This is a genomic window from Vreelandella subglaciescola (assembly GCF_900142895.1).
GTDB classification, from domain to species: Bacteria; Pseudomonadota; Gammaproteobacteria; order Pseudomonadales; family Halomonadaceae; genus Vreelandella; species Vreelandella subglaciescola.
The window spans coordinates 995510-1021041 of record NZ_LT670847.1; the positions used below are offsets into that span (position 1 = coordinate 995510).

The 25532-nt window shown below is 62.1% G+C and carries 21 protein-coding genes; 7 read left to right on the forward strand and 14 right to left on the reverse strand.

The window, feature by feature from the left end:
• Window positions 1–73: 73 nt before the first annotated feature.
• Together B5495_RS04635 and B5495_RS04640 are read right to left on the reverse strand one after the other, a co-directional pair.
• Window positions 74–1018 carry an AEC family transporter gene (locus B5495_RS04635; protein ID WP_079551722.1) on the reverse strand — a complete coding sequence of 315 codons (945 nt, stop codon included), beginning with the start codon at window positions 1016–1018 and terminating at the stop codon, window positions 74–76.
• Entirely contained in the window at window positions 1018–3069 is a 2052-nt protein-coding gene (locus B5495_RS04640; protein WP_331712891.1) for a diguanylate cyclase, read from the reverse strand. Before B5495_RS04640 ends, B5495_RS04635 begins: the two co-directional genes overlap by 1 nt.
• A 327-nt stretch (window positions 3070–3396) precedes the next feature.
• On the opposite strand from B5495_RS04640, the gene B5495_RS04645 reads away from it, so the two are divergent.
• Entirely contained in the window at window positions 3397–4572 is a 1176-nt protein-coding gene (locus B5495_RS04645; RefSeq protein ID WP_079551724.1) for a hypothetical protein, read from the forward strand.
• 12 nt (window positions 4573–4584) lie between these two features.
• Here B5495_RS04645 and B5495_RS04650 read toward each other — a convergent pair whose 3' ends face one another.
• From B5495_RS04650 to B5495_RS04680, 7 genes are all read right to left on the reverse strand, one after another.
• Complete coding sequence (locus B5495_RS04650; RefSeq protein WP_079551725.1) at window positions 4585–5607, reverse strand: hypothetical protein; 1023 nt, start codon at window positions 5605–5607, stop codon at window positions 4585–4587.
• A gap of 188 nt (window positions 5608–5795) precedes the next feature.
• Window positions 5796–6947 (reverse strand): porin, encoded by a 1152-nt coding sequence (locus tag B5495_RS04655; protein ID WP_079551727.1) that lies wholly within the window; start codon window positions 6945–6947, stop codon window positions 5796–5798.
• Window positions 6948–7239: 292 nt separating this feature from the next.
• A complete protein-coding gene (locus B5495_RS04660; RefSeq protein ID WP_079551729.1) occupies window positions 7240–8079 on the reverse strand; it encodes a ProQ/FINO family protein in 840 nt (279 codons plus the stop codon).
• A gap of 19 nt (window positions 8080–8098) precedes the next feature.
• Window positions 8099–8653, reverse strand: a complete 555-nt coding sequence (locus B5495_RS04665) for a dihydrofolate reductase (protein WP_079551731.1) — start codon at window positions 8651–8653, stop codon at window positions 8099–8101.
• Window positions 8650–9423, reverse strand: a complete 774-nt coding sequence (locus tag B5495_RS04670; protein ID WP_231897267.1) for a thymidylate synthase — start codon at window positions 9421–9423, stop codon at window positions 8650–8652. The genes B5495_RS04665 and B5495_RS04670 overlap by 4 nt, the downstream gene beginning before the upstream one ends.
• 118 nt (window positions 9424–9541) lie before the next feature.
• A complete protein-coding gene (gene lgt, locus B5495_RS04675; RefSeq protein WP_079551734.1) occupies window positions 9542–10363 on the reverse strand; it encodes a prolipoprotein diacylglyceryl transferase in 822 nt (273 codons plus the stop codon).
• A gap of 87 nt (window positions 10364–10450) precedes the next feature.
• The gene (locus B5495_RS04680) at window positions 10451–11248 is read right to left on the reverse strand and encodes a sulfite exporter TauE/SafE family protein (protein ID WP_079551736.1); all 798 of its coding nucleotides are present in this window, start codon (window positions 11246–11248) and stop codon (window positions 10451–10453) included.
• A gap of 139 nt (window positions 11249–11387) precedes the next feature.
• Here B5495_RS04680 and B5495_RS04685 point away from each other — a divergent pair, with 139 nt between their 5' ends.
• Window positions 11388–12161, forward strand: a complete 774-nt coding sequence (locus tag B5495_RS04685) for an NRDE family protein (protein WP_079551738.1) — start codon at window positions 11388–11390, stop codon at window positions 12159–12161.
• Between the two features lie 26 nt (window positions 12162–12187).
• Here B5495_RS04685 and ptsP read toward each other — a convergent pair whose 3' ends face one another.
• Window positions 12188–14467 (reverse strand): phosphoenolpyruvate--protein phosphotransferase, encoded by a 2280-nt coding sequence (gene ptsP / locus B5495_RS04690; protein ID WP_079551739.1) that lies wholly within the window; start codon window positions 14465–14467, stop codon window positions 12188–12190.
• A 39-nt stretch (window positions 14468–14506) separates the two neighbouring features.
• The gene (locus tag B5495_RS04695) at window positions 14507–15001 is read right to left on the reverse strand and encodes an RNA pyrophosphohydrolase (protein WP_079551741.1); all 495 of its coding nucleotides are present in this window, start codon (window positions 14999–15001) and stop codon (window positions 14507–14509) included.
• A gap of 234 nt (window positions 15002–15235) precedes the next feature.
• Here B5495_RS04695 and B5495_RS04700 point away from each other — a divergent pair, with 234 nt between their 5' ends.
• A complete protein-coding gene (locus B5495_RS04700; RefSeq protein ID WP_079551743.1) occupies window positions 15236–15892 on the forward strand; it encodes a histidinol-phosphatase in 657 nt (218 codons plus the stop codon).
• 286 nt (window positions 15893–16178) lie between these two features.
• Here the strand turns inward: B5495_RS04700 and B5495_RS04705 are convergent, their stop codons facing one another.
• Both B5495_RS04705 and B5495_RS04710 read right to left on the reverse strand, forming a co-directional pair.
• The gene (locus B5495_RS04705) at window positions 16179–18779 is read right to left on the reverse strand and encodes an ABC transporter permease (RefSeq protein WP_079551745.1); all 2601 of its coding nucleotides are present in this window, start codon (window positions 18777–18779) and stop codon (window positions 16179–16181) included.
• Window positions 18779–19510 carry an ABC transporter ATP-binding protein gene (locus B5495_RS04710; RefSeq protein WP_079551747.1) on the reverse strand — a complete coding sequence of 244 codons (732 nt, stop codon included), beginning with the start codon at window positions 19508–19510 and terminating at the stop codon, window positions 18779–18781. The genes B5495_RS04705 and B5495_RS04710 overlap by 1 nt, the downstream gene beginning before the upstream one ends.
• A 100-nt stretch (window positions 19511–19610) precedes the next feature.
• On the opposite strand from B5495_RS04710, the gene B5495_RS04715 reads away from it, so the two are divergent.
• The gene (locus B5495_RS04715; protein WP_154045219.1) at window positions 19611–20210 is read left to right on the forward strand and encodes an arylesterase; all 600 of its coding nucleotides are present in this window, start codon (window positions 19611–19613) and stop codon (window positions 20208–20210) included.
• A gap of 14 nt (window positions 20211–20224) precedes the next feature.
• On the opposite strand, the gene B5495_RS04720 is transcribed toward B5495_RS04715, so the two are convergent.
• Window positions 20225–21097 (reverse strand): DMT family transporter, encoded by an 873-nt coding sequence (locus B5495_RS04720; protein ID WP_079551749.1) that lies wholly within the window; start codon window positions 21095–21097, stop codon window positions 20225–20227.
• A gap of 105 nt (window positions 21098–21202) precedes the next feature.
• On the opposite strand from B5495_RS04720, the gene B5495_RS04725 reads away from it, so the two are divergent.
• The 3 genes from B5495_RS04725 (at window position 21203) to ettA (ending at window position 24776) form a co-directional block, all read left to right on the forward strand.
• Complete coding sequence (locus tag B5495_RS04725; protein ID WP_079551750.1) at window positions 21203–22516, forward strand: MFS transporter; 1314 nt, start codon at window positions 21203–21205, stop codon at window positions 22514–22516.
• A gap of 45 nt (window positions 22517–22561) precedes the next feature.
• Window positions 22562–23008 (forward strand): PAS domain S-box protein, encoded by a 447-nt coding sequence (locus B5495_RS04730; protein WP_079551752.1) that lies wholly within the window; start codon window positions 22562–22564, stop codon window positions 23006–23008.
• Window positions 23009–23114: 106 nt separating this feature from the next.
• Window positions 23115–24776, forward strand: coding sequence for an energy-dependent translational throttle protein EttA (ettA, locus tag B5495_RS04735; protein ID WP_079551754.1), 1662 nt, complete (start codon window positions 23115–23117; stop codon window positions 24774–24776).
• Window positions 24777–25532 lie beyond the last annotated feature (756 nt).

The window sequence follows — 25532 nt, forward strand, 5'->3', positions numbered from 1 at the left end:
CGCGGCTAGTGTAACGCTTTGCGCCGTGGCCGCCAACCGCCTGCTCCGCTTGGATGTCTTCCATCCCGGAAAACTACACCCACCCAAGCACCTGTAGCACGAAGATGCCCAGCGTTACCGTGGCGCTGGCAGCGAGCGTGGTGATGGCGATGATATTGGCAGCCAGCGCCGGGTTGCCGCCCAGCACTCGGGCCATGACAAAGCTGCCCGCCGCCGTGGGGCTGGCAAAGTAGAGAAACAGCAGGCCCAGCTCGCGGTCGCGGAAACCGCAGAGAACGGCGCCCAGCGTCGCCAGCCCGGGCAGCCAGAGCATTTTGAACAGGCTGGCGCTGATGGCGACGCGACGACCCTCCCGGAGCGAGGCAATGGACAGCGTGCCGCCAATGCAGATAAGCGCCAGCGGCAGCGTGAGTGAGGCGAACAAATCACCGGTATGCATCAGCCAGCCGGGCAAGGTGATGCCCAGCGCAGCAAACGGCAGAGCGGCCAACACAGCAAGAATCAGCGGGTTGGTGGCAATGTTTTTGACCAGCGCGCCGGTACTGGCCTGACCTGGCTGAAAAGTGACAAGCGCCACGACCGAGAGGCTGTTGTAGAGCACAATCACTACGCCCAGCAGCACGCTGCCCGTCGACAGGCCGTAGTCACCGTACATGGCGGCGGCCAGCGCCAGCCCGACAATGCCGCAGTTGCCGCGAAACGCGCCTTGAATGTAGACACCGCGGTCGGCCCTGGCCACGCGATAGCGCGCCCACAGCCAGCACAAAGCAAACTGGGCGACGGTGGCCAGCGCGAAAAACGCCAGCATCGGTACATTCAGCGCCACGCTTAAATCTGCGCGAATCAGGCTGAGAAACACCAGCGCCGGCAACGTGGCCTTGAATACCAACGTTGAGGCGGTAGCCACAAAGGCTCCGTCAATCCAGCCGATACGCCTTAAGCCAAGGCCGACGAATACCATGGCGAAAACCGGCAGCGTCACCTCAAGCGTACGCGCAAAAATATCAATCAGGTGCATCAGCCGAACAACGCTCGCATACCGCCCTCGTTGGGGACACTGACCACCAGCGCGTTGCGCCCGCGCGCCTTGGCTTCATAGCTGGCCGCATCGGCGCGGGAGAGCGCCGCGTCTACCGTTTGGTCCGCGTCGTCAAATGTCGTCACGCCAATGCTTAACGTAACCCCGTACTCCTGGCCTTCATGAGTCACGGAAATTTCGCTCACTGCCACGCGCAGCGACTCGGCAATGCGCTCGGCTTGACCCAGCGTACAGCTGGGCAACAGCACGCCGAACTCGTCGCCGCCCTGGCGCGCGACGTGGTCACTGCGGCGCACTTCCCAGGCTACCACCTGGGCAATGCGGCGCAGCATTTCATCGCCCAGCGCATGGCCACCTTCATCGTTGATCGGTTTGAAATGATCAAGATCAAACAGCAACAGCGCCGAGGGCGTGCTGGTTTTCTGGTACTCGGCAAAGGCCTCGCCCAGCCGACGCTCGAAGCCGCGGCGATTCAAAAGCCCCGTGAGCGGATCATGCTCGGCTTCCCAACGCGCCAGCGCCTCCTCCTCACGCCGCTGGGTAATATCTTTCATCATGCCCACCAGCCCCAGCGAATGCCCGCCCTTGGAGAGCATGACAACCCGAGCATGCACCTCAAGCCATAGCGTTTCATGATCAGGCCGGATAAAACGCAGCTGGCGCTGAAAGTCGTTGTGGGTGATCAAGCTGTGGCGCCACATATCAACGGTGCCGGCGCGATCCCCCGGATGAATGTACTCAAGCCATTGCGACGTGGCCAACGTCTCTGAACTACCCAGCAGGGCAATCAACGGCGGGTTCATATAGGTGATTTCACCGTCAAAATTAGCCACGAACATGCCCTGTGGCGTGGAATCAAGAATCGCGTTAAAGAACGCTTCGCGCTCTTTAAGGCTGCCCAGCAGCACCTTGCGCTCGGCTTCTACGCGATTGAATGTCTCGGCAATTTCCTGAAACTCGACCACGTCACTGGTCAGGTCAAGGCGTTCACGACGCCCGTGCCCCACGTCACCGATCTGGATTTCCAGGTGGCGCAGGGGTTGCAGCATACTGCCCAGCACCCACCACAACAGAGGCAGCATCCAGAGCGCCATGATCCCCCAGACCCACCACAGCCGCTTGATAAAACCCGCCAGCGGCAGCTGTGCCTGCTCCAGGGTCATGAAACGCCCGACCACCCAGTTGGCCGGCCATACCTGAGCGTAAGACTGCAGGCCTGCCTTGCCGTTGAACAGCTTGCCCACGGCATCGCCCTGCCAGCCGCTCATGGCCAGCTCCAGCTTGGGATTACCCGATAACGTTTTGACGTTAGACAGGATTTTTTCACGCTCCGGGTGGTATAAAATCGTGCCGGCGGCGGTAAATATATTGATATAGCTGCCGTCACCTACCTGTTTGCGTGCCAGTCGGGAAAACAGCCCGCCGCTGCGCAGACTCATGGCCCCGCCCACCATGCCGGCAAACTCGCCGCTTGCATCCCGGCGCGGCACACCGATCATCACCATGGGAACCTTGCTTGCGCGCCCCATAAACGGCTCACTGACGTAGGAGTAACCGGCACCCTTGATCATACGGAAGTACTCACGATCACCTATGCTCATACCGCGTGAATTATCAATGAACGGCCAGCTGGCGTCTATATTGCCTTGCGCATCGGTGATAACCAGCCGTTCAAACCACTCCAGCAGCGCATCGTTGTGTTCCAGCCGCCACTGCAGCGATTCTTTTGATACGTGATCAACGGTCACTTCAGCCACATGTTCAAGCGCACGTGTACGCGAGTTGACCTGATGAGTGATTTCATCAGCCAGCATGCTGGTTTCGTAACGCAGGTGCGCAAGGCTGGTCTCCTGCACCATGTTTTTACCCAGATGCCAGGCCAGGGCCAACACCAATGCAACGACCAGAATCCAGGTAAAGGCAAGCCCCAGCACCAAGCGCCCGCGAAGTGAGCGCAACGCACCCATATTTTTCAACCACGAGATCAGCCGCGGTTTTAACCACTGGGTTGTCCATTGCTTCAGAGCCACGCGCTCCCCTTTAGCTGATCGTTAATACACGCCGTCAAGCGCTCACTGCCTACCGTACGGAGGCTGTACATTACACGAAACTTGAGTCCGCGTGGAGGTTCAGGCCCAGCGTCTATGCTGAATACAAAACCCGACGCAGATCAACGCCATAATCTTTCTTTAATATAAATAACAGAACATTCAACCAATAATTTATTATTTAACAATAAAAACAGCGTAAATTGACGACAATCAACATCATACGCATGGCATTCCCCGTATTCTTGCCCCGGCTGACTTAACACCACGCCCATCCGCCACGCGGGGGCCACTCAAGGATACGCTGCCATGACACCTTATTTCCGTCTGACACGTGCGGCCCTGCCCGCCGGCATGCTCGCGCTTTTGCTCAGCCAGCAGGCCGGCGCGGTCGAGTTCAAAATGGGCACTACCACGGCCAGCGTTTACGGCTTTGCCAAGCTCGACCTGATTTACGATGTGGATAACGATCTGGGCGATCTCGCGGCAAGGCCGCGCATTCTGATTGACGGCCAACGCGGCAGCGACGGGCATTTTACCATGCACCCTTACCAAAGCCGGCTGGGATTCAAAACACAAACGCCCGTTGAGGGAAGCCCGCTGGTGACCCGGGTAGAAATCGACTGGATGGATAACCCGCCCGAAGGCGGCGATTTGCGCCTGCGCCACGCCTACGGCAGCTGGAACGATGTACTCGCGGGCAAAACCTGGACCAACTTCGGCAGCCGCCTGAGCCGCACGCCGATCATCGATTTCGCCCCCAGCCCCGGGCAGAGCAAAAGCGGACGCAAAGCGCAGCTGCGCTACTCGTGGAACGGCTTTCACGTGGCGCTGGAAAATCCCGACCCCGATGACTTCAAAGACAGCGTAGCGGCCAAATTCAACCCCGCGCGCGGCGGCTATGCCCCGCACCCCGACGCCAAGCAGGAGGTGCCCGATATCACCCTGCGCTATCAGGCCGCAAGCGAGCGTCTGGCCTACTCGGCCGCCGCCGTTGCCCGCCGGTTAAGCGTTGAGGCCGATGGCACAGGCATTGACGACAGCACCACCGGCTGGGGGCTAAGCACCGCCGCACGCCTTCAGGCTACCGAGCGTCTGGCGCTGCGCGGGGCGCTCACCTACGGCGACGGCATTGGCGAATACCTGCAGAATAATCCGTCGGCGCCCGCGTTTGTTAACGGCGACTCAATTAACACCATCAGCGCCTGGGGCGCCAACCTGGGCATGAGCCTTGCCGTAGGCCCGGGGGCAATAAACCTGGGCTACGGTATATCACGCGCCGACGTTGACGACCTACGCAACGCCGGGCTGGCCGGTGCAGAAGGCGCCAACGAGCAGTTTCAAGCCGTGCACTTGAACTACATCTGGTCGCCGGCCAAGCGCATCAGCTACGGCATGGAAATGGGCTACCACACCCGCGACGTGGCCGACGGGCGCGACGGCAACGCCCTGCGCCTGCAGGGCATGGTCAAGTACGCCTTCTGACGGCTGTTTCCGTTAGTCGAGCTGCTGCACTTTAAGCTCGTAGTTGTTCACGCCGCTGCGGGCGCCGCCGAACTTCTGCCCGCGTACGCGGATGCGGTACTCACCGGGGGCCAGTTCGGTGCGCAGGTCGATATCACCGTCGAACCCTTCGCCGGCATCACGCGCCACCACGTTGCCCTGGCTGTCCAGCACATCGGCTTCAATGCGGTAGGTGCCCTTGTTGCCGGGGAAGGTCGCGGTAGTAATCGCAATGGTGCCCTTCTGCAGCACCTCAAAGGTCATGACCTCGCCGCTGGCGCGTATCTTGACGTCGGTGACAACTTCTTCAAAGCCCTGCCTGGGCGCCGGTTGCTCTGCCGCGGCGGCGTTATCTGTCGAGGCGTTTGCGGCCGGCGCTGACGCACTTGGGCTAGCCGAACGCTCAGCGGCGGACTGAACCGGCGCTGTCTCTGGCGTCTCTGACGTTTGGCTGGGCGGCGCCACGGCTGCCACGGCGCTTGAGCGGCGCACAAACGCGGTTTTGCCGCCACCACGGCGGTTGCCGATAAAGGCAATGCCGTCCCCGCTGGATACACCATCGTCAACGTCGGCGCCCTCTACCGTCACGTAGAAGCTGTTGCCACCCGAATTGCCGCTGGAGCCAAACTTGTGCCCTTCTACCTGCAGCGTGTAGTCGCCTTGGGTCAGGCGCTCTTGCAAGGCGAGCCCTTCGGCGTTGCCCAGCCCTTCGCCACGCGCCACCACGTTACCCGCGCTGTCCAACAGCACTGCGGACACGCGATAGTCCTGCGACTCCCCGCCCTGTACGTGGCTGGCAAATACGTAGGTGCCGTCTTTTTCCACGGTGAAGTCGTGCTCGTGAACGCGTCCGTAGAAAAAGCTGCGGCTGCGCGCATCGTTGTTTGACTGTAAAAAGCGCGTCAGGTCCAGCTGCTTGCCTTCCTCGCGGAAACGCTCCTGCATATCGCTGGCAAGCGTTGGGGCACTGGCCACGCCAAGCCCTAGCGCCAGCGTGATGATAACGACGGATTTCATTGGCTCTACTCGCTGTTGGATGCAAAAAGGGAAAACAAAGGTGGAGAAACAAGAAGCAGGATAACAAAGGACAAAAACAAAAGAAAAACACAAAAAAGCCGGCCCTGGGGGCCGGCTTTGATCTTTCAAACCCTACGGGGCTTCCTACGAGACGTAGGCCGCCCGGTACTATCGGGCTCAGGAGCGGTTTAGAACAGGTAAACCGCACCGACTGCTACGCCGTCGTCTACATCGTCTTTACGATCGTACAGGCCGCCTTCAACGAAGGTGTACATCGCGTCAGAGATGTTGTAAGTCGCGCCGAGCGTGATTTCGTTGTAGCTTTCGCCGCCGTCGTTCGGGAAGTCATTATGCCCCAGGCCATCTTTAGCCGTGTCGAGGAAGCTGTCGCCGCCGACGTCAACGTACTGGTAAGAACCGTAGATGTCGCCCATGCCGTAGCCGTAGCGCGCGCCGAAGCCGTAGTAGTTGACGTCTTCGATCAGGTCGTCACCGGCTTGAAAACGCTCGAGCTTGAGCGCCAGGCGCAGGGTGTCAACGGTGTACTCGGCGGTGATGCCGTACTGGTCGCCAGCGTCATTATCGAGAGTATCCGGATTGTCGTTTTTGTCAAAGCCCGAATAGGTACCGTCATAGTTATCGAGGTTATCGTAAACCGCGGCGATGGAGAACGCGCCGGCGGTGTACTTGACACCACCGAAGAAGGACGCGTTGCTGTCCGAATCCTTTTGGACACCTTTGCTAGAATCCTTCTGACCTGTCAGACCAGCGACGTTGGTATCAACATCGGGGTTGAAGCTTTCGGCATCGCCTTCAAACTGGGTACCCACGGCGAACTGGAAGCCGCTGAAGGACGGCGAGGTGTAGGACACCTTGTTGCCTTCGCGATCTGACAGACCAATAATGTTCTGGGTGCTGTCTTTAACGTCGAAGGATTCGTTATTGGAGATCGGATCCTGAATCCAGTCGTCGATCAGCGGATCCCAGGAACCTACACGGGTGTCACCGAAGTTGCCTTTCAGGCCGGCGTAGGCCTGGTCACCGGTGTTCAGGCCGCCGGCAGTCTTCGCTTCGTCGGCGTCGTGCTCGAACTCGGCCTTGAAGTAGCCCTTCAAGTCACGGGTGATCAGGTGCTCACCGGCAAAACCCACGGTAGAACCGTTGTCGGTCAGCGTATCTTTGCTATCACCGGCGGCGTCGTTAACGTCGTAGTAGGCAATCTGGATGTTGCCGTAGAGGTCGAGCTTAGTGCCATCTTCGTTGTAGATAGTTGCAGCTTGAGCGCCGGCAGAAGCGAAGGCAGCACCCGCGATAGCAGTCGCTAAGAGTGTCTTTTTCATGGGATAAATTCCTTAACTAGCTTACTGTTTCGATCGTTTATCAGGCGTTACGCCCGCTATTGGCTTGAAAGCATGCTCTTCTTGTATTTCCGGCGTGTTACCTGCCAAAAAACGTCATGTTCTGCTCAAGCCTTGTTATATTCCAATGCTCGCAGGGAGAACTCTATACCGGGATTCAAGGGAACGCAATAGAAAAAACACTGTTTCTTTATGATTTGCGTCTTTTTGAGGAACTTGCTCCCTCTTTTCATGTCGCAAGCGCGATGACTCGACAATTCTCGAGACTATCTATCTAGCTATCGCCCCTGCCGAAACGGTGCTGAAGGCTGGCGAGCTTGTCTTCCATGCTTTGGGGCGGCTGCGCTGTTTCCCTACTTTGCGGCTTGGCGCCGCTTTGCGCTTTGCCTGCCGGCGTTTCGGGCTGTGCCGCCCTGGGCTTGTGCGGGCGACGGGGCTTTTCTGTACTGTCTTTTCCAGTACGTTCTTTCCCGGCGCCTCCTTTCCCGGCAGGCCCCTTGTTACTCGCCTGGCGGCGGCGCTTTTCTATTGCGGCCTGAGCGGCGGTGGCATCCACCACGCCGGCGGAGATGCCGTCCAGATCAATCCGCGGTGCGCCTTCACGCAGCGCTTTGACGTAGCGCGGTAAGTTGACGTAGTGCGCCAGCGCGCGACGAATCAGCTTGTTTGACCAGGGCTCGTGACGCGCCAGATCTTCGTGAATGCCGACTTTCAGCGGGCTGGTATGGTCGGTTAAAAATGCCTGCGGGTAGCGCACATACCACTGCTTGAGCAGCGCCTGGGGCGAAGGTGCCTCAGGTTTGGGCGCCTCATGCGCGGACTCAGGCTCGTCCGCCGGCATTGTGGGGTTATCTGTTGCTGCTGTGTTTACTTCCACTTCTTCAATACCTTCTTCCTTGGCCTCTGCTGGTCTTCCGGCGATGGTCTTCCCCTCCGCGATAGCCTCAGCTACGGGCGCCGCTGGTGCTGATAGCTCTGGCTCTGGCGCGAGCGCTTTTTGTTCCAGGCGGTACTTCAAGCGCCGGTTTTCATCGCGCAACGTAGCCAGCTCGGCATGCGCTTGCTCGAGGCGTGCCTCCAGGTCGTCCAACAGGTGCGTAACGCTTGCGGGCATCACGTAACTCCTCTTCCCTTTAGGCGTGCTCAAGACGCTCGTATATCACAAAATCATAGCCGGGCTGGCCGTCGGCCGGCGTACCGGCCACGCGCTGGGTTTCTTGCCACTGGGTGAGGTCGATAGCGGGAAAGTGCGTATCACCCTCTACGCTGGCATCAACCTCGGTGATATACAGCCGCTGCGCGTAGGGCATGGCCTGTGCGTATATCTCACCGCCGCCCATCACCATGACTTCTTCTGCGGCCTCGATGGTGGCGTGGTGTTCGGCAAGCGCTAGCGCGTCGTGCAGGTTATGGCACACCCGCACGCCGGGGTGGGCAAACGCGGTGTCACGCGTGACCACGATGTTCAACCGGTTGGGCAGCGGCTTGCCGATGGAGGCAAAGGTTTTGCGCCCCATCACCAGCGGCTTGGCCTGGGTCATGCGTTGGAAAAACTTGAGGTCTTCGGGCAAGTACCAGGGCAGCTGGCCGTCAACGCCGATCACGCGATTGCGCGACATCGCGGCGATCATCGCCACGGGAATCAGCGGCTCGGATAGCGGTGAAGGCAATGCGGAACTCTGACTCATACGGCTACCTTGGCTTTAATGTGCGGATGGGCATCGTAGCCTTCCAGGCGGATGTCGTCGAACGTAAAGGCGAACAGGTCATCTACGTCTGGCGCAAGCACAAGCCGGGGCGGCGCTTTGGGCGTGCGCGACAGCTGTTCGCGCGCCTGTTCCAAATGATTGCTGTAGAGGTGGGCGTCGCCCAGGGTGTGGATAAACTCCCCCGGCAAAAGCCCCACCACCTTCGCCACCATGCTCAGCAGCAGCGCGTAGCTGGCTATGTTAAACGGCACGCCGAGAAAAATATCCGCGCTGCGTTGATAAAGCTGGCACGAAAGCCGCCCGTCTGCCACATAAAACTGAAACAAACAGTGGCACGGCGGCAGCTGCATGTCATCGACCTGGGCGGGGTTCCAGGCCGACACGATCAGCCGGCGCGACTGCGGATTAGTACGAATTTGTTCGATCACCTGAGCAATCTGATCCACATGGCCGCCGTCGGGACGCGGCCAGCTGCGCCACTGGTAGCCATATACCGGGCCCAGATCGCCGTTTTCATCGGCCCACGCGTCCCAGATGCGCACGCCGTTATCTTTCAGGTAGGCAATGTTGGTATCGCCGCGCAGAAACCACAGAAGCTCGTGAATGATCGAGCGCAGATGCAGCTTTTTGGTGGTGACCAGCGGGAACCCGCGTGACAGGTCAAAACGCATCTGGTGGCCAAACACCGAGCGCGTGCCCGTCCCCGTGCGGTCGCCGCGGTCGCTGCCTTCTTCCAGCACCGTGCGCATCAGGTCGAGATAGGGTTGTTCCAGTGGCTGTTCCAGTGGCTGTTCCAATGCTGAGGGCTGCACTACGGTGGGCTCGTTTGCCGTCACAAGACGCTCCTGTTGGCTATACTTTTTCTGTTCAAGACTCATGCTGTTTTTCACCGGTGCCGGTGGCAAGGCGGGCATCAATCGGTTGGCGGCGCGACCAGATCACCAGCAGCAGGCCGAAAGCTATCATCGGCAGTGTCAGCAACTGGCCCATGGTCAGCCAGCCAAAGGCGATGAATCCGAGCTGGACATCCGGCAGGCGGACAAACTCCACCATGAAACGAAACACGCCGTAGCCGATCAGAAACAGCCCCGACACCAGCCCGCGCCGGCGCGGACGCACGGATACCCACCAGAGCAGCGCAAACAGCACCGCGCCTTCCAACAGTGCCTCGTACAGCGCGGAGGGATGACGCGGCTGCCCGTCGGTGCCGGGAAACGGCATGCCCCAGGGCAGCGAGGTCACCCTTCCCGGCAGCTCGTGGTTGATGAAGTTGCCAATGCGCCCGGCGCCCAGGCCGATGGGTACCAACGGGGCGATGAAGTCGGTCAGCGTGAAAAAAGCCAGGCGTTTTTTGTGCGCAAACCAGCCGGCCGCCAGCAGCACGCCGATCAGGCCGCCGTGAAAGCTCATGCCGCCGTCCCACACGCGGAAAATCCACAGCGGATCGTCCAGCCACTGGCCCAGCCCGTAAAACAGCGCGTAGCCCAGCCGCCCGCCGAGCACCACGCCCAGCGCGGCATAGAATAAAAAGTCGCTGACATCATCTTTGGTCAGGCCAAACCGTGCGGCACGACGCCCACCCAGCCACCAGGCGGCGACAAAGCCCACCACGTACATCAGGCCATACCAGTGCACCTGCAAAGGCCCCAGCGAGATGGCAACGGGATCAATTTCGGGATAAGCAATCATACGCAATAGCCGGTCATAAAAATCTCAAGCCCAGTCATAAAAGTCTCACATACAGCAGGGAGGAAGCCACAGGCTACACGCGCCGGCTTAACTCACGATGAAACGCAGCCCGACCACCAGCAGCAGGCTGGCGAAGGCGTAGCGCAATACATGCCCCGGCAGCACGTGGGCAAGCCTTACGCCCACGCGGGCAAACGGCACGCTTGCCAGCACGATGCCCAAAAACGCCGGCCACATGACAAAGCCGGTGGCCGCCGCCGGCAGCAGCGGGTTGCCCCACCCAACGACAATGAACGTGCCTGCCCCGACCAGTGCGATAGGCAGCCCACAGGCCGACGAGGTGCCAACGGCCCGGGTCATGCTGGCCCCGCAGCGCGACAGCCACGGCACGCTCAACGTACCGCCGCCAATGCCGAAGAGGGCCGATACCGCACCGATTACCACGCCGGCTACGCTCATCGTCGCCGTCGCGGGTGGCGTGCTGCCGGGTTTGGGCGACAGCCCCAGCAGCATTTTGATTGCCACCAGCAGCACAAACCCGCCAAACAGCGACCCCAGCACCGTGCCGGAAAGGCTGCCCGCCACGAAAACGCCCAGTATCGCGCCAAGCGCAAGCCCCGGCAGCAGCGCCTTGAACCAGGGCAGGTGAATGCTGCCTTTCTGCCAGTGACCCAAGGCGGATGACGCGCCGGTAACCACGATGGTGGCAAGCGACGTACCCACCGCAAGGTGCACCAGCACCTCGGGGGCCACGCCCTGCGCCTCAAAGGCAAACACCAGCGCGGGCACGATGATAATGCCCCCGCCCACGCCAAACAGCCCCGCCATGGTGCCGGCCGCAGCGCCAAGCGCCAGATACCCCAACAGGGTGACAACTATACTCATGGCGCGGACGCCTCCTCTGTTACGCTAGTGATCGTGCCGCCGCTCGGCGTGCGTTAGTGTACGTGGCCGCCGACGAGCTGTCATCGCGCCGGATCAATGCGGCGCTAACATCCTGCAGAACAACCCCAAGGAACCACGCATGTGTTTGCTGGCCTTTGACTGGCAGCCCGGCACGCCCACGCCGCTGCGCCTGATTGGCAATCGGGACGAGTTTCATGCCCGCCCCACGCAGCCGCTGCACCATTGGCCGGATGCACCGCTGCTTGGCGGGCGCGACGCGCAGGCCGGCGGCAGCTGGCTGGCGGCCAATGCCCGGGGCGTGGTTGCCACGCTGACCAACGTGCGCGACCCGCGCCTGGAAACACCCGCCGGCGCGCCCAGCCGGGGCGAGCTGGTCTGCCAGGCGCTGACCTGCCCTGACCTGCCCCGCTGGCTTGATGAACTCGTCGACCACGCCAACCACTACGCCGGCTTCAACCTGCTGGTCGCGACACCCGACAGAATGTGGCACCTGCACCGCGGCCGTGAGCGCACGGCACTGACCGAAGTAGCCCCCGGCGTTCACGCGCTTTCCAATGCAGATCTTGATACGCCCTGGCCCAAGGTCGAAGCGCTGAGCCACGCCCTGCGACAACGGCAAAAGTTCGGCGAGCCCGCGTCCGGCGATTTTCCCGGGCAGGCGCTGGCGGTGATTCAGGATGACCGGCAGATGCCGGAACACGCGCTGCCGGATACCGGCGTGGGGCTGGCGCTTGAACGCTCGCTTTCCGCCGCGTTTATCCGCGGCGAGCAGTACGGTACTCGCGCCACCACCTGGCTGGAGCTGGATGCGAGCCGGCGCGTGACCATGACCGAGCAGCGCTTTGGCGAAGGCGGGCACTTTGCCGGCAGCACAATGAGCCGGATCGGCTAGCGTGGGCGCTCCGCCCTGCGAGCGCGTCAGTCCTGTGGGGGCAACAGATGCGCCAGCTGCCACTGCGTCATGCGTTCACGCAGGTGCTGATGCACTTCGTCGGGCGTGTCTTTGCCCATGACCTCGACAAGCAGCGTCCGGGCATCGCTAAAGGAGACCCGACGAATCGCGGCGCGTACCTTGGGCAGGCTGGGTGCGTTCATCGACAGGCCGGTAAAGCCCATGGCCATCAGCAAAAGCGCGCCGGCCGGATCACCGGCCAGCTCGCCGCACAGGGTAATCGGCCGGTTCAGCCGCCGAGCATCTCGGGCGAGCTTATCCAGCGCGGTCAAAAGCGCCGGGTGCAGCGCATCGTAAAGGTCTGACACCCGCGGGTTGTTGCGATCCACGGCGAGAAAATACTGGGTCAGATCGTTGCTGCCCACCGAGAAAAAGTCGACCCGTTTGGCCAGCGCATCCATCTGGTAAAGCGTCGCCGGCACTTCGATCATGACTCCCACGCGAGGTCGCCTGACCGCCATGCCCTCCTCGCCCAGCTCCACAATCGCGCGATCCATCAGCCGCAGGGCTTCGTCCACCTCGGCGACGTTGGTAATCATGGGAAACAGCACGTGAAGATTATCCAGCCCCTGAGACGCCTTGAGCATGGCGCGCAGTTGCACCATCAGCACCTCGGGGTGATCAAGGGTAACGCGCATGCCGCGCCAGCCCAGAAACGGATTGGCTTCATCAATGGGGAAATACGGCAGATCCTTGTCGCCGCCGATATCCAGCGTGCGCATGACCACCGGCAGCGGGGAAAAGCCTTCAAGCTGATCGCGATACAGGCGCGTTTGCTCTTTCTCGCCGGGAAACCGCTCGGTAATCATGAACGGCACTTCGGTGCGGTAAAGCCCCACGCCGCTGATGCGGTTTTTCAACAGCGCAACGGCGTCCACGGCCAGGCCGGTGTTCACCATCAGCGGCATCGTATAGTCGTCGGTGGTGGTACTCGGCAGGTCCTGCTCGTGTTCCAGCAGCTCGTTCAACTCCTGCTCTTCGGCCACCAGCGTGGCGTAGTGGCTTTCAAGCTCCGGCCCCGGCCGCACAAACAGCCGGCCACGGTGGCCGTCCAGCACCACCGGCGCGCCCGACAGGCGCGGCAGCGGCAACTCCACCATGCCCAGCACCGTGGGAATCCCCATGGCACGCGCCACAATTGCCACGTGCGAGGTACTGGAACCGCGCACCGACACCAGCCCCTTGAGCTTATCGCGCGGCACCTCACCCAACAGCGCCACGCTGAGCTCATCGCCCACCAGAATGGTGTTGTCGGGGTAGGTTTCCGGCGTTGACGGCGTATCCTGCTGCAGGTGCGCCAGCACTCGCCGCCCCAGATCGCGCACGTCAGCGGCGCGTTCGCGCAGGTAGTCGTCGTCTACCCGCTCAAGATACTGCACGTGACGGCGCACCACGTCGGCCAGCGCCCCCGGCGCCCACTGCCCCTCGCGGATACGTTTCTCCACTTCCTTGGACAGCGCCGACTCGCCCAGCATCTGCTGGTAGGCGTCAAACAAAGCCAATTCCTGGGCGGATATGCGATTCACCAGACGCTTCCCGGCGGCGCGAATTTCCTCGCGGGTTTTCTCAAGGGCTTCCTTGAGCCGGGCGATTTCAAACGCTTCGTCGCTGGGGATCAGGTCAGGCACGCTGTCCAGATCCGCTGGCGGGGTGATAACCACCGCCTCGCCCATGGCAATGCCCGGCGACGCAGGCACGCCCTTGAACATGGTCTGGCGCTTGGCCTGCGTGGGGCTTGTCAGATTGCCGGTGGCCAGCGAGTGAGCCAGCACTCCGGCCAGCTGCGCGGCCATGGTGACCAGAAAGGCTTCGTCTTCGTCGTCGTAGCAGCGTTTTTCCGCCTGCTGCACCACCAGCACGCCGAGCATACGCCGCTGATGGATAATCGGAATCCCCAGAAAGCTCGAGTAGCGTTCTTCGCCGGTGGATTCAAAATAACGAAACTGCGGGTGCGCCTGGGCATCTTCCAGATTCAGCGGTTCGCTGCGCTTGGCCACAAGCCCTACCAACCCCTCGCCCAGCGGCAGTATCACTCGCCCTACCGCCTGAGTCCGCAGGCCGATGGTTTCCATCAGCACCAGCGATTCAAACGCTTCATCATAAAGATAAAACGAGCATACATCGGTGCGCATGGCCTTGCGGATACGGCGCACCATCGTCGCCAGTGCGGCGTTCAGGTTGCGCGCGCCGTTGACTTCCTGAATAACGCGTCGCAGCACCGCTAGCTTGGACGTTTTCGTGTTCACTTGAAGGCCTCGCTGAGGGATGGGTGCAGCCCGCCGCGGCTAATAAGCGCCATCCAGAGCGATGCGCTGAAGACGTGGCGAAAGCTCGCGCAACGCGCGCCGGTACACTTCACGCTTGAACGGCACAACCTGGCCAAGCGGATACCAGTAGCTCACCCAGCGCCAGCCGTCGAACTCCGGCTGGGGCGTTGCCGTCATGCAGATCCGGCTGTCCTGACAGCGAATCTGGAGTAAATACCACTTTTGCTTCTGGCCGATACACACCGGCCGTGAATGGGTGCGAATCATGCGTCGCGGGAGGCGGTAGCGCAGCCACCCCCGAGTGCAGGCAACAATGGTGACATCGTCGGCGGTCAGGCCGACCTCTTCGTAAAGCTCACGAAAAAGGGCTTCTTGAGGTGTTTCGTTTGCCTTGATGCCCCCCTGGGGAAACTGCCACGCATTTTGCCCGACCCGACGCGCCCAAAGCAGTTGCCCCCGGGCGTTGGCCATAATAATGCCAACGTTGGGGCGAAAGCCGTCTGCGTCGATCACGGACATCACCTTAATAAATTATCAGTTGCACCCATTTTTCCACAACGGTGACAGCACTATCAATACATTCGTTATACCGTTGGGGCTTGAGGCCGAAAACCCCGGTGAAAAGCGCCGATGGATGGGCAAACCCGACGGCTTTTGCCATACTCGCGCCGCGGCGCCGGACGCCGTTCAAGCCGCGCGCTACGCATGGCGCGACGACAGATGCCATTAACATTCAAGGGGAGTGCCGTGAGTCTGGCCATTTTCGATCTGGATAATACGCTGCTATCCATCGACAGCGATCACGCCTGGGGAGAGTTTCTGCTCGAACAGGGCGCGGTGGACGCCAATGCGTACCGGGAAGCCAACGAGCGTTTCATGGCCGATTACGCCGCCGGCACGCTGGATATCAACGCGTTTCTCGCCGTGGCGTTGAAACCGCTGGCCGACAACACGCCGGAGCAGCTTGCCGCCTGGCACCAGCAGTTCATGGCCGGCAAGGTCGAGCCGCACATCCTGCCCAAGGCCGAGGAGCTGATTGCCCGCCACCGCGCCCAGGGCGATACGCTGTTGATCATCACCGCCACCAACCGCTTTATCACCGCGCCGATTGCCGAGCGGCTGGGCATTGATAACCTGATTGCGGTGGAGCCGGAAGTCAAAAATGGCCACTACACCGGCAAGGTATCGGGCACCCCCAGCTTTCGCGAAGGCAAGATTACGCGCCTGAACCAGTGGCTGGAAACCCAGAACGACACCCTGGACGACGCCTGGTTCTACAGCGACTCGCACAACGATATCGCGCTTCTTGAACAGGTGGACAACCCCGTGGCCGTCGACCCTGACGACACCCTGCGCCAGACTGCCATCGACCGCGACTGGCGCATCATGACCCTGCGCCGCTAGCACATATCAGGCCGCCGGCAAATTTACTATGCCACTACAGCACATCACTCAGCAGGCCTCTGGCCTGCATCGCCCGGCAGAGCCGGCCTCCTACGCAAACCGGATAGCGCACCATTCTGTTGTAGGAGGGCAGCTACGCTGCGCGACTCAGTGCGGCAGGCCTGCGGCCTGCATCGCCCGGCAGAGCCGGCCTCCTACGCAAACCGGATAGCGCACCATTCTGTTGTAGGAGGGCAGCTACGCTGCGCGATCGGCATTGCCACAATGCCAGACTCCTTATCGCCTTCTACACCTCCCCCAGCAGGCCGAGGCTTGCCGCGGGGGCTTGGCGGCGCAGGCCGCGGGACAGCGCGTGGCCGATGACGCCAATGGCCAGCGCGCCGCCCAGCGGCAGTACCAGCCACAGCCAACCGTGCAGCGTCAGCGGTAAATCCAGCCAATAGCGGTATAAAAGCGCGGTAGCAAGCTCGGCAAGGGCTGCGCCCATCAGTCCGCTGGCGCCGCCCAGTAGCGCGTACTCCGCCCCTTGAACGCGCGAAATCAGCCGGTTGCCGGCACCAAATACGCGCAGCAGCCCGCTTTCGTGGGCGCGCACCGGCTGGCTGGCGGTCAGCGCGGCGTAGAGCACGCTGACGCCGGCCAGCAGTACCAACAGCAGAATCAGCTCCACGGCACGAGTGACCTGGCTCAGCATTCCGCGCACCTGCCCCAGCAGCGCATCGACGTTTAACAGCGAGACGCCGGGAAAGCGTTCGACCAGCCGGTTCACCAGCTCCTGCTCGTCGTCGGGCAGATAAAAGGCGGTAATGTAGCTGTGGGCAAAGTCATCGAGCACGCCGGGCGGAAAAATCACGTAAAAGTTGGGCTGGAAGCTGTCCCAGTCGAGACTGCGCAGGCTGGTGATTCTCGCGGTCAGCGCATCGCTGCCCACGTCAAACGTCAGCGTATCGCCAAGGTTCAGCCCCAGCCGCTCGGCCAGGCCATCTTCCATCGAGACCGGCACCGGCGCTGGGGCATCGGCCTTTTGCGGCACCGCCTGAACTTCGTTGAGCCAGCCGCTGGGCGCGCCATCTTGAGCGGCGTCGTCTGTTGAAGCGCCATCACTCGCCGCAAACCATTCGCCGGCGACCACGCGGTTGCCGTCGGGCACGGTGGCCCGCCAGGTCAGGTTCAGCTCCCGATGCAGGGCGTTTTCGGCAAGGGCTTCGGGCGACAGCGTGTCTTCCGGCGGCGCGCCGTTCACCGCGCTGATACGGCCGCGCACCATGGGGTAAAGCGCGCTTTTTGTGTCGACCCACGGGTCAACCGCCGCCTCGAACGCGTCGCGCTCGCCGGGCTGAATGTTGATCGCAAAGTAGTTGGGGGTGTCGTCGGGCAGCTGGGCTTGCCAAGTGGTCAGCAGGTCACCGCGCACCAGCACCATCATCGCCATGGCAAAAAACGTCACCGCAAAGGCCAGCATCTGACCCAGCCCGGCCTGACGCCGCCGCGCCAGCTGACGCCCGCCCAGGCGCAGCGCCTGCGACCACTCTCCACGCCCCGACAACCGCCCGGCCAGCGCCAGTACGCCGCCCAGCAGCAGCTGGCTGCACGCCCACAGCACGCCAAGCGCTGCCCCGCCGCCCAGCAATAACGCCAGCGCTAGCGAAAAGCTGCCCGAGTACAGCCACAGCAACCCGCCAAACACCGCCGCCGCCACGCCCACCATCAGCCATGCCGACGGCGGCAGCGGGTCGAGCTCGCGGCGCAGCACCTTTAACGCGCTGACGCGCTTGATGCGTAAAAGCGCAGGCCCGGCAAAGCCCACCAGCACGGCCAGCGCGGTAAAAATACCCAGAAACAGCGGCGCCGGCCCCGGCGAGGGCAGCGTGAGCGGCAGAAAATTGGCCAGCAAACGCACCATCAGCGCCTGGCCGATAAGCCCCAGCAGCGCCCCCAGCAAGGAAGCCGCAAGCGCCAGCCCGGCCAGCTGGCCGGCAAAAATCAGCGCTAGCTGACGCTGGCTGGCCCCAAAGCAGCGCAGCAACGCGGCGGTATCCAGGTGGCGCTCCACGTAGCGCCGGCTGGCCATGGCCACCGCCACGCCGGCAAGCAGCACGGCGGCCAGACCGGCAAGGCCCAGATAGCTCTCGGCCCGCGCCAGTGCGCTGCCCAGACGCGGGCGGTCGGTGCGCACGTCGCGCACCTGCACACCGTTTTCCCGCAGCGACGCCACCAGCGGTGCGACGCGGTCAACCGCCTCGGACGAGCCCGCCGCCAGCAGCGAAAAAGCAATCCTTGAGCCCGGCTGCACCAGCTCGGTCGCGGGCAGGTCGGTGGCATTCAGCATCAACCGCGGGCTGAAGCTGCCAAAGCCGCCGGAAGGGTTGGGCTCACGCCGGATAAAGCCGCTGACGCGCAGCTCGGCCTGCCCCACGCTCAGCGTGTCGCCCAGCTCAAGTCCTATGAGCGTTTTAAGGCGCGGATCGGCCCAGACGCTGCCCGCCGCTGGCGGGCCTTTAACGTCTTCCGTGGCGCTTTTACGCTCGACCGTTGAGTTGCCGTAGTGCGGCCAGGCCTCATCTACCGCTTTCAGACCCGCCAGCTGAAAGCGCTCGCCCCGGCGGATCATCGACGTCAACTCGGTCTGGCGGCTGAGCCTCAGCCCGGCGTTTTCCAGCGGTTCAATCAGCGCGGGGGCAAACGGCTCGGACTGTTCCAGCACCAGATCACCGCCCAAAAGCTGGCCCGCCTGACGCTCAAGACCGCGTTCCAGCCGGTCAAGAAAAAAGGCGATCATGGTCGCGGCAGCCACCGCCAGCACCAGCGCAATAAACAGCGCGCGCACGTCGGCGACGCGGGCATCGCGCTTGAGACTGGTCAGCGCCAAACGCACAGTAGGATTCATTAGCGCGCCTCCTGTTCGGCGTCGGGGTCAAACGCCTCAAGGTGCCCGTCGGCCAGGCGCAGGCAACGGCTGCAGCGCCGGGCCAGGGCGTAGTCGTGGGTCACCAGCACCAGCGTGGTGCCGGCTTCACGGTTCAGGGTGAACAGCAGCTCGATCACCTCGGCGCCGGTTTCGGGGTCAAGGTTGCCGGTGGGTTCGTCGGCAAACATCAGTTCGGGCTCGGTGACAAACGCCCGGGCCAGCGCCACCCGCTGCTGCTCGCCGCCGGAAAGCTGCTTGGGCAGGTGCGAGGTGCGCGCGCCCAAACCGACGCGTTCAAGCCACTGCCGGGCCGCCGCACTTCTGTTCTGATGAGGCGTCAACTCCAGCGGCAGCAGCACGTTTTCCAGCGCGCTGAGCGTGGGTAACAGCTGAAAGTTCTGAAACACAAAACCCACGCGCCCCGCGCGCAGCGCTGCCCGGGCGTCTTCGTCCAACTGGCTCAGCGGCTGGCCAAACAGGCTGAGTTCGCCCTCAGTGGGCGTATCCAGCCCGGCCAGAAGCCCCAGCAGCGTGGACTTCCCCGAGCCGCTTTTGCCCAGTATCGCCACGCTTTCCCCCGCCGCTACGCACAGCGACAGCTCGTGTAAGATGGCAAGCGCACCGCCGCCGCTTACCACCCGCTTGGTCAGGTGCTCGGCGCTAATCAGCGGGGCTGCCTGGGTAACGGTCGCATCAGAGGAGTCGGACATGAAAGCTAGTATCCCTGTCGTAGTTAAGAACCGAATAGGTAAGAACCGAGTATGGAAAAACCGCGCGTGGAAAAAACGCGCTCTGCCCTGGCTGGGCAGCATGGCACTGGGCCTACTGCTGATTGCCCCCGCCAGCGCCGCCGAGCGCCCGACGCTTCTGGTCATGGGCGATAGCCTGAGCGCCGCGTATAACATCGAGCAAGACGCCGGCTGGGTAAACCTGCTCAGCGAGCGCCTGGGCGATTCAGCCGGCGTGGTTAATGCCAGCATCAGCGGTGAAACCAGCAGCGGTGGCGCCGAGCGCTTCCCCCAGCTTATCAGCGAACATTCGCCCGATCTCGTGGTGCTCGAACTGGGCGGCAACGACGGCCTGCGCGGGCTGCCGCCCGGCGAGCTTTACGCCAACCTCGCGGATATGATCGAGCAAAGCCAGGCGATGGATGCCCGGGTGCTGGTGCTGGGTATTGATATTCCGCCCAACTACGGCCGCGCCTATCGCACCGCGTTTACCGCCGTCTACCCCCGCCTGGCCGCTGCCTACCACGTAGCGCTGGTGCCGTTTTTGCTCGACGGCATCGCGCTTGACGACGCGCTGATGCAAAGCGACGGCATTCACCCCGTCGCCGAGGCGCAGCCGGCCGTGCTGGATAACGTCTGGCCGGTACTCAAGCCGCTGATTGAAGCTGTGACGCACCGTTAATCCGCGCCCAAGCGTCACGCTTTCTGGCGCTGCTGCAGCCCTAGCCCGACCAGAATAAGTACCAACCCGGCCAGCGTCGACAGCCGAATCGGCTCGCCAACAATAAAATACAGCAGCATCAGCGACACCGGCGGCGAGAGGAAAATCAGATTGGAGACTTTGGCCGTGCGCGAAATATTGTGCATTGCCAGCTGCCAGAGAATAAACGCCACGCCCATTTCAAACAGGCCCACGTAGACGCCAGCCGACAGCGCCTGCCAGCCGTGCCATTGAAACCCCGGCCCGGCGACTAGCAGCAACAGCGTCAACACAGGCAGGCCAACGCTGAAGTTCTGCCACTGGCCGACCAGCGGCTCGCGCCGGTCGCGGGTGTTGAGCAGCCAGTAAAGCGCCCATAACAGCGTGGAGATCAGCGCAAAGACCACGCCCATCGGATCAGCAAAAGCGACGTTAAACACCGCCCCACGCGTGGCGATCACCCACACGCCGGCGTAGGCCGTAAGCCCCGCGACCACGTCCATACGCGTGAGCCGCTGGCCCAGCAGCGGCACGGCCAGAAACGCCATGGCCAGCGCCCAGGTGTAGTTAAGCGCCATGGCTTCCTGGCCCGGCAGGCGGTCGTAAGCAGCAAACAGCACTAGATAGTAGGCCACCGGATTCATCAGCCCCGCCCACAGCGCCGTGCGCCAGCCGCTTTTCAGCGCGCGCCCCAGCTGGCCGCGCTTGATCACCAGCGCGCCCATTAGCGCCCACGAGACCAGCGCGGCGATCCAGATAAGTTCCAGCGGGCTCATATGGCCCAGTGCGATCTTGAACGCCGTGGCCACGGTTGACCACAGCGCCACCGCGCCCAGCCCGTAAAGCATCGCCTGGCGGTCTTGATTCATCGGTGTCTGTCCTCGGCGGAGTAAAATGCAACAATAGACCGCGGCCTATATAAAGCGGGGCGCCACGGTAGTGTATAAAAGCAGCATAACAGCCAAGGAGCCCTCATGGCCGATCAGGATGTTTCACAATCACGCCTTTACGAATGGCTCACCGGCGACGAAGACAGCCGCATGTGCGATGACATTCCCGACGGCGCGTGCAGCGATCAGCCGCAAAACTTCATGCGCCACCTGTGGGCGGCGCTGGGCAACAAGCTGGCCGACGAGTTGTCGAGTGCGCGGCTGGTACTGCCGTGGCTGATGGGGATTATCGGCGCGCCGGTGTGGATGGTCGGGCTTCTGGTGCCCATCCGCGAGGCCGGCGCGCTGCTGCCGCAGCTATTTATCGCCGGTTTTATTCGCCTGAAACCCCAGCGCAAGTGGGTGTGGGTCGCCGGCGGCGTGCTGCAGGCCGTTGCGGCGCTTGCCTTGGCCGGTCTGGCCCTTGCCGGTCGCGGCAGCGTAGGCGGCGCGCTGGTACTCGCCGCACTCGTGGTGCTCTCGCTTGCGCGCGGGCTTTCCTCCATCGCCACCAAAGACGTAATGGGCAAGACCATCGCCAAAAAACGCCGCGGCACGCTGATGGGCTACAGCGGCAGCGTGGCCGGCGGCGTCACCCTTGCTGCCGGTGGCGTACTGATGCTGTTTGGCGACCGCCCCGGCGAGCTTGCCCTTGCCGTGCTGCTGGGCGTGGCAGCGTTGGGCTGGGCGCTGAATGCGCTGTGCGCGGCGCGTATTATCGAACAGCCGGGAGCGGTCGCCGGCGGCGAAAACGCCTGGGACAGCATCAAGCTCGGCCTCACGTTGCTGAAAGAAGATCGCGCCTTTCTGCACTTCAACCTGTCGCGCGCGCTGCTGCTCTCAAGCGCACTGGCGTTACCTTATCTCGCGCTACTTGGCCAGCAGCAAAGTGGCACCGAGCTTGGCGGCCTCGGGCTTTTGGTGGTGATCTCGGGGGTCGCCGGCATGGTAGCAAGCCCGATCTGGGGCAAGCGCGCCGATGCCTCCAGCCGTCAGGTGATGTGCACCGCCGCACTGGGGACGCTGGCCTGCTGCCTGCTGGGCGCCAGCCTTGTGTGGCTACCCGGCGAGTGGTCGTCGCACGTGGTGCCCTACGCGCTGGTTTACGGGCTGTTGGTGATTGTCCATCACGGCGTGCGCATCGGGCGTAAAACTTACGTGATCGATATGGCCAGCCAGGATAACCGCGCCCTTTACGTCGCGCTTTCCAATACGCTAACGGGTGGTTTAATGTTGGTGTTTGGTACGCTGCTTGGCCTATTCGCCCAGTGGCTGGGCAGCGCTGCGCTGCTGGCGGTACTTGGCATCGCCGCGCTGGGGGCCTTTTTCAGCGCCCGGAGGCTGCCCGAAGTCGAGTAGGCGCTGTCGGACTCACACCCTATAAAGCGGGAACAGGAAAAAAATATGCAACGATCTCCCTTGATCAGCCCGGCACTGCTCGAACGCATTATCGACGCGTCAGAAGACGGCATCGTGGTGGCCGAGCAGGAAGGCGACGAGAATATTATTATCTACGTCAACAAGGGCTTTGAGCGCCTGACCGGCTACAGCGCGGATGAGATTCTCTACCGCGACTGCCGCTTTCTGCAGGGCGATGACCGCGACCAGGACGCGATCAGCGCCATTCGTCGCGCGCTGAAACAGGGCGTGCCCTCCCGCGAGGTGCTGCGTAACTACCGCAAGGACGGCAGCATGTTCTACAACGAGCTTTCCATTACGCCGGTGTTCGATGAAGCCGATAACCTGATGTATTACATCGGCGTACAAAAAGACGTGAGCGAACGCGTCGAGGCTCAGCGCGCGCTTGAAGCGTTGCAACAGGCCGACGCTGGCGCCCGGACCACCCCCTGAGTCAGCGTCAACAGCGCTGGCCTTTCCCTTCGCTCGGCACTATCATCGGGCGCTATCATCATCGTGGTTTTATCACCGCTTTCGTTTACCAACCTAACGGATATCCATGGCGCAATACGTTTTTACCATGAACCGGGTCGGCAAAATCGTGCCGCCCAAAAAGCAAATTCTCAAGGATATTTCGCTGTCGTTTTTCCCCGGCGCCAAAATCGGCGTACTGGGGCTTAACGGCTCGGGTAAATCCACGCTGCTGCGCATTATGGCCGGTGTCGACACGGAGTTTGAAGGTGAAGCTCGTCCGATGCCGAACCTCAATGTGGGCTACCTGCCTCAGGAGCCGGAGCTCGACAACGAGAAAAACGTCCGCGAGACGGTAGAAGAAGCCCTGGGTGCGATTAAACAGGCGCAGGAAGACCTCGACGCCGTGTATATGGCCTACGCCGAGCCGGACGCCGACTTCGACGCGCTGGCCACCGAGCAGGCGCGGCTGGAAAATATTATCGAAGCCTCCGACGCACACAACATCGAGCGCAAGCTGGATGTAGCCGCCGAAGCGCTGCGCCTGCCGCCCTGGGATGCCATCGTCGGCAACCTGTCCGGCGGTGAGCGCCGCCGCGTCGCACTCTGCCGTCTGCTGCTCTCAAGCCCGGATATGCTCCTGCTCGACGAGCCGACCAACCACCTGGATGCCGAGTCCGTGGCCTGGCTTGAGCGCTTCTTGCACGACTACAGCGGCACCGTGGTAGCGATTACCCACGACCGCTACTTCCTCGACAACGTGGCCGGCTGGATTCTCGAGCTCGACCGCGGCGAGGGCATCCCGTTTGAAGGCAACTACTCGCACTGGCTCGAGCAGAAAGACGCGCGTCTGGCCGGCGAAGCCAAGCAGGAAGCCTCGCGCCAGAAAGCCATCAAGAAAGAGCTTGAGTGGGTACGCTCCAACGCCAAAGGCCGTCAGGCCAAGAGCAAGGCACGTCTCAACCGCTTTGAGGAAATGCAGTCCGGCGACTTTCAAAAGCGTAACGAAACCAACGAGATCTACATTCCGCCCGGCCCGCGTCTGGGTGACAAGGTCATCGAGTTTCACAACGTGGCCAAGCGCTTTGACGACAAGCTGCTCTACGAAGACCTGTCCTTTGCCATCCCGCCCGGCGCGATTGTGGGCATCGTCGGCGGCAACGGCGCGGGCAAGTCGACCATGTTCAAGCTGATCAACGGCGATGACACACCCGACGCCGGCGATGTAATTATCGGCGACACCGTGGAAATCGCTTACGTCGAGCAGCTGCGCGACAACATGGAAGACAAGCAAACCGTGTGGGAAGCCGTTTCCGGCGGCCAGGATTCACTCAACATCAACGGCTACACCGTGTCGTCGCGGGCCTATGTCGGCCGCTTCAACTTCAAGGGCAACGACCAGCAAAAGCGGCTCGACGAGCTTTCCGGCGGCGAGCGCGGCCGCCTGCAGCTGGCGCAAACCCTCAAGCAGGGCGCCAACGTGCTGCTGCTCGATGAGCCGTCAAACGATCTGGATATCGAGACCCTGCGTGCGCTGGAAGAAGCGCTGCTGGCCTTCCCCGGCTGTGCCATGGTGATCTCCCACGACCGCTGGTTCCTCGACCGCATCGCCACGCATATTCTGGCGTTTGAAGGCGAATCCCAGGTGGTGCTCTTTGAGGGCAACTACACCGATTACGACGAAGACCACAAAAAGCGCGTTGGCAACGACGCGCCCAAGCGCATGAAGTACAAGCGCATCGACGCGTAACGCCGAAAAGCGACATGCACGACCAACAAAGGCGCCCAAGGGCGCCTTTGTTGTTTGATCCCGCTGTATCGTCTGACTCGCTACCCCCGCCGTTGTAGGAGGGCAGCTCTGCTGCGCGACCGTGTAGCCACTTCATTCAGGCAGGCCAAAAGCCTGCATCGCCCGGTAAACCGGCCTCCTACGAACACCCGACCGATGCCACCCGCCGTTGTAGGAGGGCAGCTCTGCTGCGCGACCGTGTAGCCACTTCATTCAGGCAGGCCAAAAGCCTGCATCGCCCGGTAAATCGGCCTCCTACAAAACCCGACAGCTGCCACCTGCCCTTGTAGGAGAGCAGCTCTGCTGCGCGACCGTGTAGCCACTTCATTCAGGCAGGCCAAAGGCCTGCATCGCCCGGTAAACCGGCCTCCTACAAAACCTGACCGATGCCACCCGCTCTTGTAGGAGGGCAGCTCTGCTGCGCGACCGTGTAGCCACTTCCATTCAGGCAGGCCAAAGGCCTGCATCGCCCGGTGAACCGGCCTCCTACAAAACCTGACCGCTGCCACCCGCTCTTGTAGGAGGGCAGCTCTGCTGCGCGACCGTGTAGCCACTTCATTCAGGCAGGCCAAAGGCCTGCATCGCCCGGTAAATCGGCCTCCTACAAAACCCGACAGCTGCCACCTGCCCTTGTAGGAGAGCAGCTCTGCTGCGCGACCGTGTAGCCACTTCATTCAGGCAGGCCAAAGGCCTGCATCGCCCGGTAAACCGGCCTCC

Coding starts and splice junctions, on each gene's coding strand:
- B5495_RS04645 (WP_079551724.1), top strand. CDS start 3,397: ATGACACCTTATTTCCGTCTGACACGTGCGGCCCTGCCCGCCGGCATG.
- B5495_RS04660 (WP_079551729.1), bottom strand. CDS start 8,079: ATGCCCGCAAGCGTTACGCACCTGTTGGACGACCTGGAGGCACGCCTC.
- B5495_RS04650 (WP_079551725.1), bottom strand. CDS start 5,607: ATGAAATCCGTCGTTATCATCACGCTGGCGCTAGGGCTTGGCGTGGCC.
- B5495_RS04730 (WP_079551752.1), top strand. CDS start 22,562: ATGCAACGATCTCCCTTGATCAGCCCGGCACTGCTCGAACGCATTATC.
- B5495_RS04715 (WP_154045219.1), top strand. CDS start 19,611: ATGGCACTGGGCCTACTGCTGATTGCCCCCGCCAGCGCCGCCGAGCGC.
- lgt (WP_079551734.1), bottom strand. CDS start 10,363: ATGATTGCTTATCCCGAAATTGATCCCGTTGCCATCTCGCTGGGGCCT.
- B5495_RS04655 (WP_079551727.1), bottom strand. CDS start 6,947: ATGAAAAAGACACTCTTAGCGACTGCTATCGCGGGTGCTGCCTTCGCT.
- B5495_RS04710 (WP_079551747.1), bottom strand. CDS start 19,510: ATGTCCGACTCCTCTGATGCGACCGTTACCCAGGCAGCCCCGCTGATT.
- B5495_RS04685 (WP_079551738.1), top strand. CDS start 11,388: ATGTGTTTGCTGGCCTTTGACTGGCAGCCCGGCACGCCCACGCCGCTG.
- B5495_RS04705 (WP_079551745.1), bottom strand. CDS start 18,779: ATGAATCCTACTGTGCGTTTGGCGCTGACCAGTCTCAAGCGCGATGCC.
- B5495_RS04635 (WP_079551722.1), bottom strand. CDS start 1,018: ATGCACCTGATTGATATTTTTGCGCGTACGCTTGAGGTGACGCTGCCG.
- ettA (WP_079551754.1), top strand. CDS start 23,115: ATGGCGCAATACGTTTTTACCATGAACCGGGTCGGCAAAATCGTGCCG.
- B5495_RS04725 (WP_079551750.1), top strand. CDS start 21,203: ATGGCCGATCAGGATGTTTCACAATCACGCCTTTACGAATGGCTCACC.
- B5495_RS04665 (WP_079551731.1), bottom strand. CDS start 8,653: ATGAGTCAGAGTTCCGCATTGCCTTCACCGCTATCCGAGCCGCTGATT.
- B5495_RS04720 (WP_079551749.1), bottom strand. CDS start 21,097: ATGAATCAAGACCGCCAGGCGATGCTTTACGGGCTGGGCGCGGTGGCG.
- B5495_RS04670 (WP_231897267.1), bottom strand. CDS start 9,423: ATGCGCACGGTGCTGGAAGAAGGCAGCGACCGCGGCGACCGCACGGGG.
- B5495_RS04680 (WP_079551736.1), bottom strand. CDS start 11,248: ATGAGTATAGTTGTCACCCTGTTGGGGTATCTGGCGCTTGGCGCTGCG.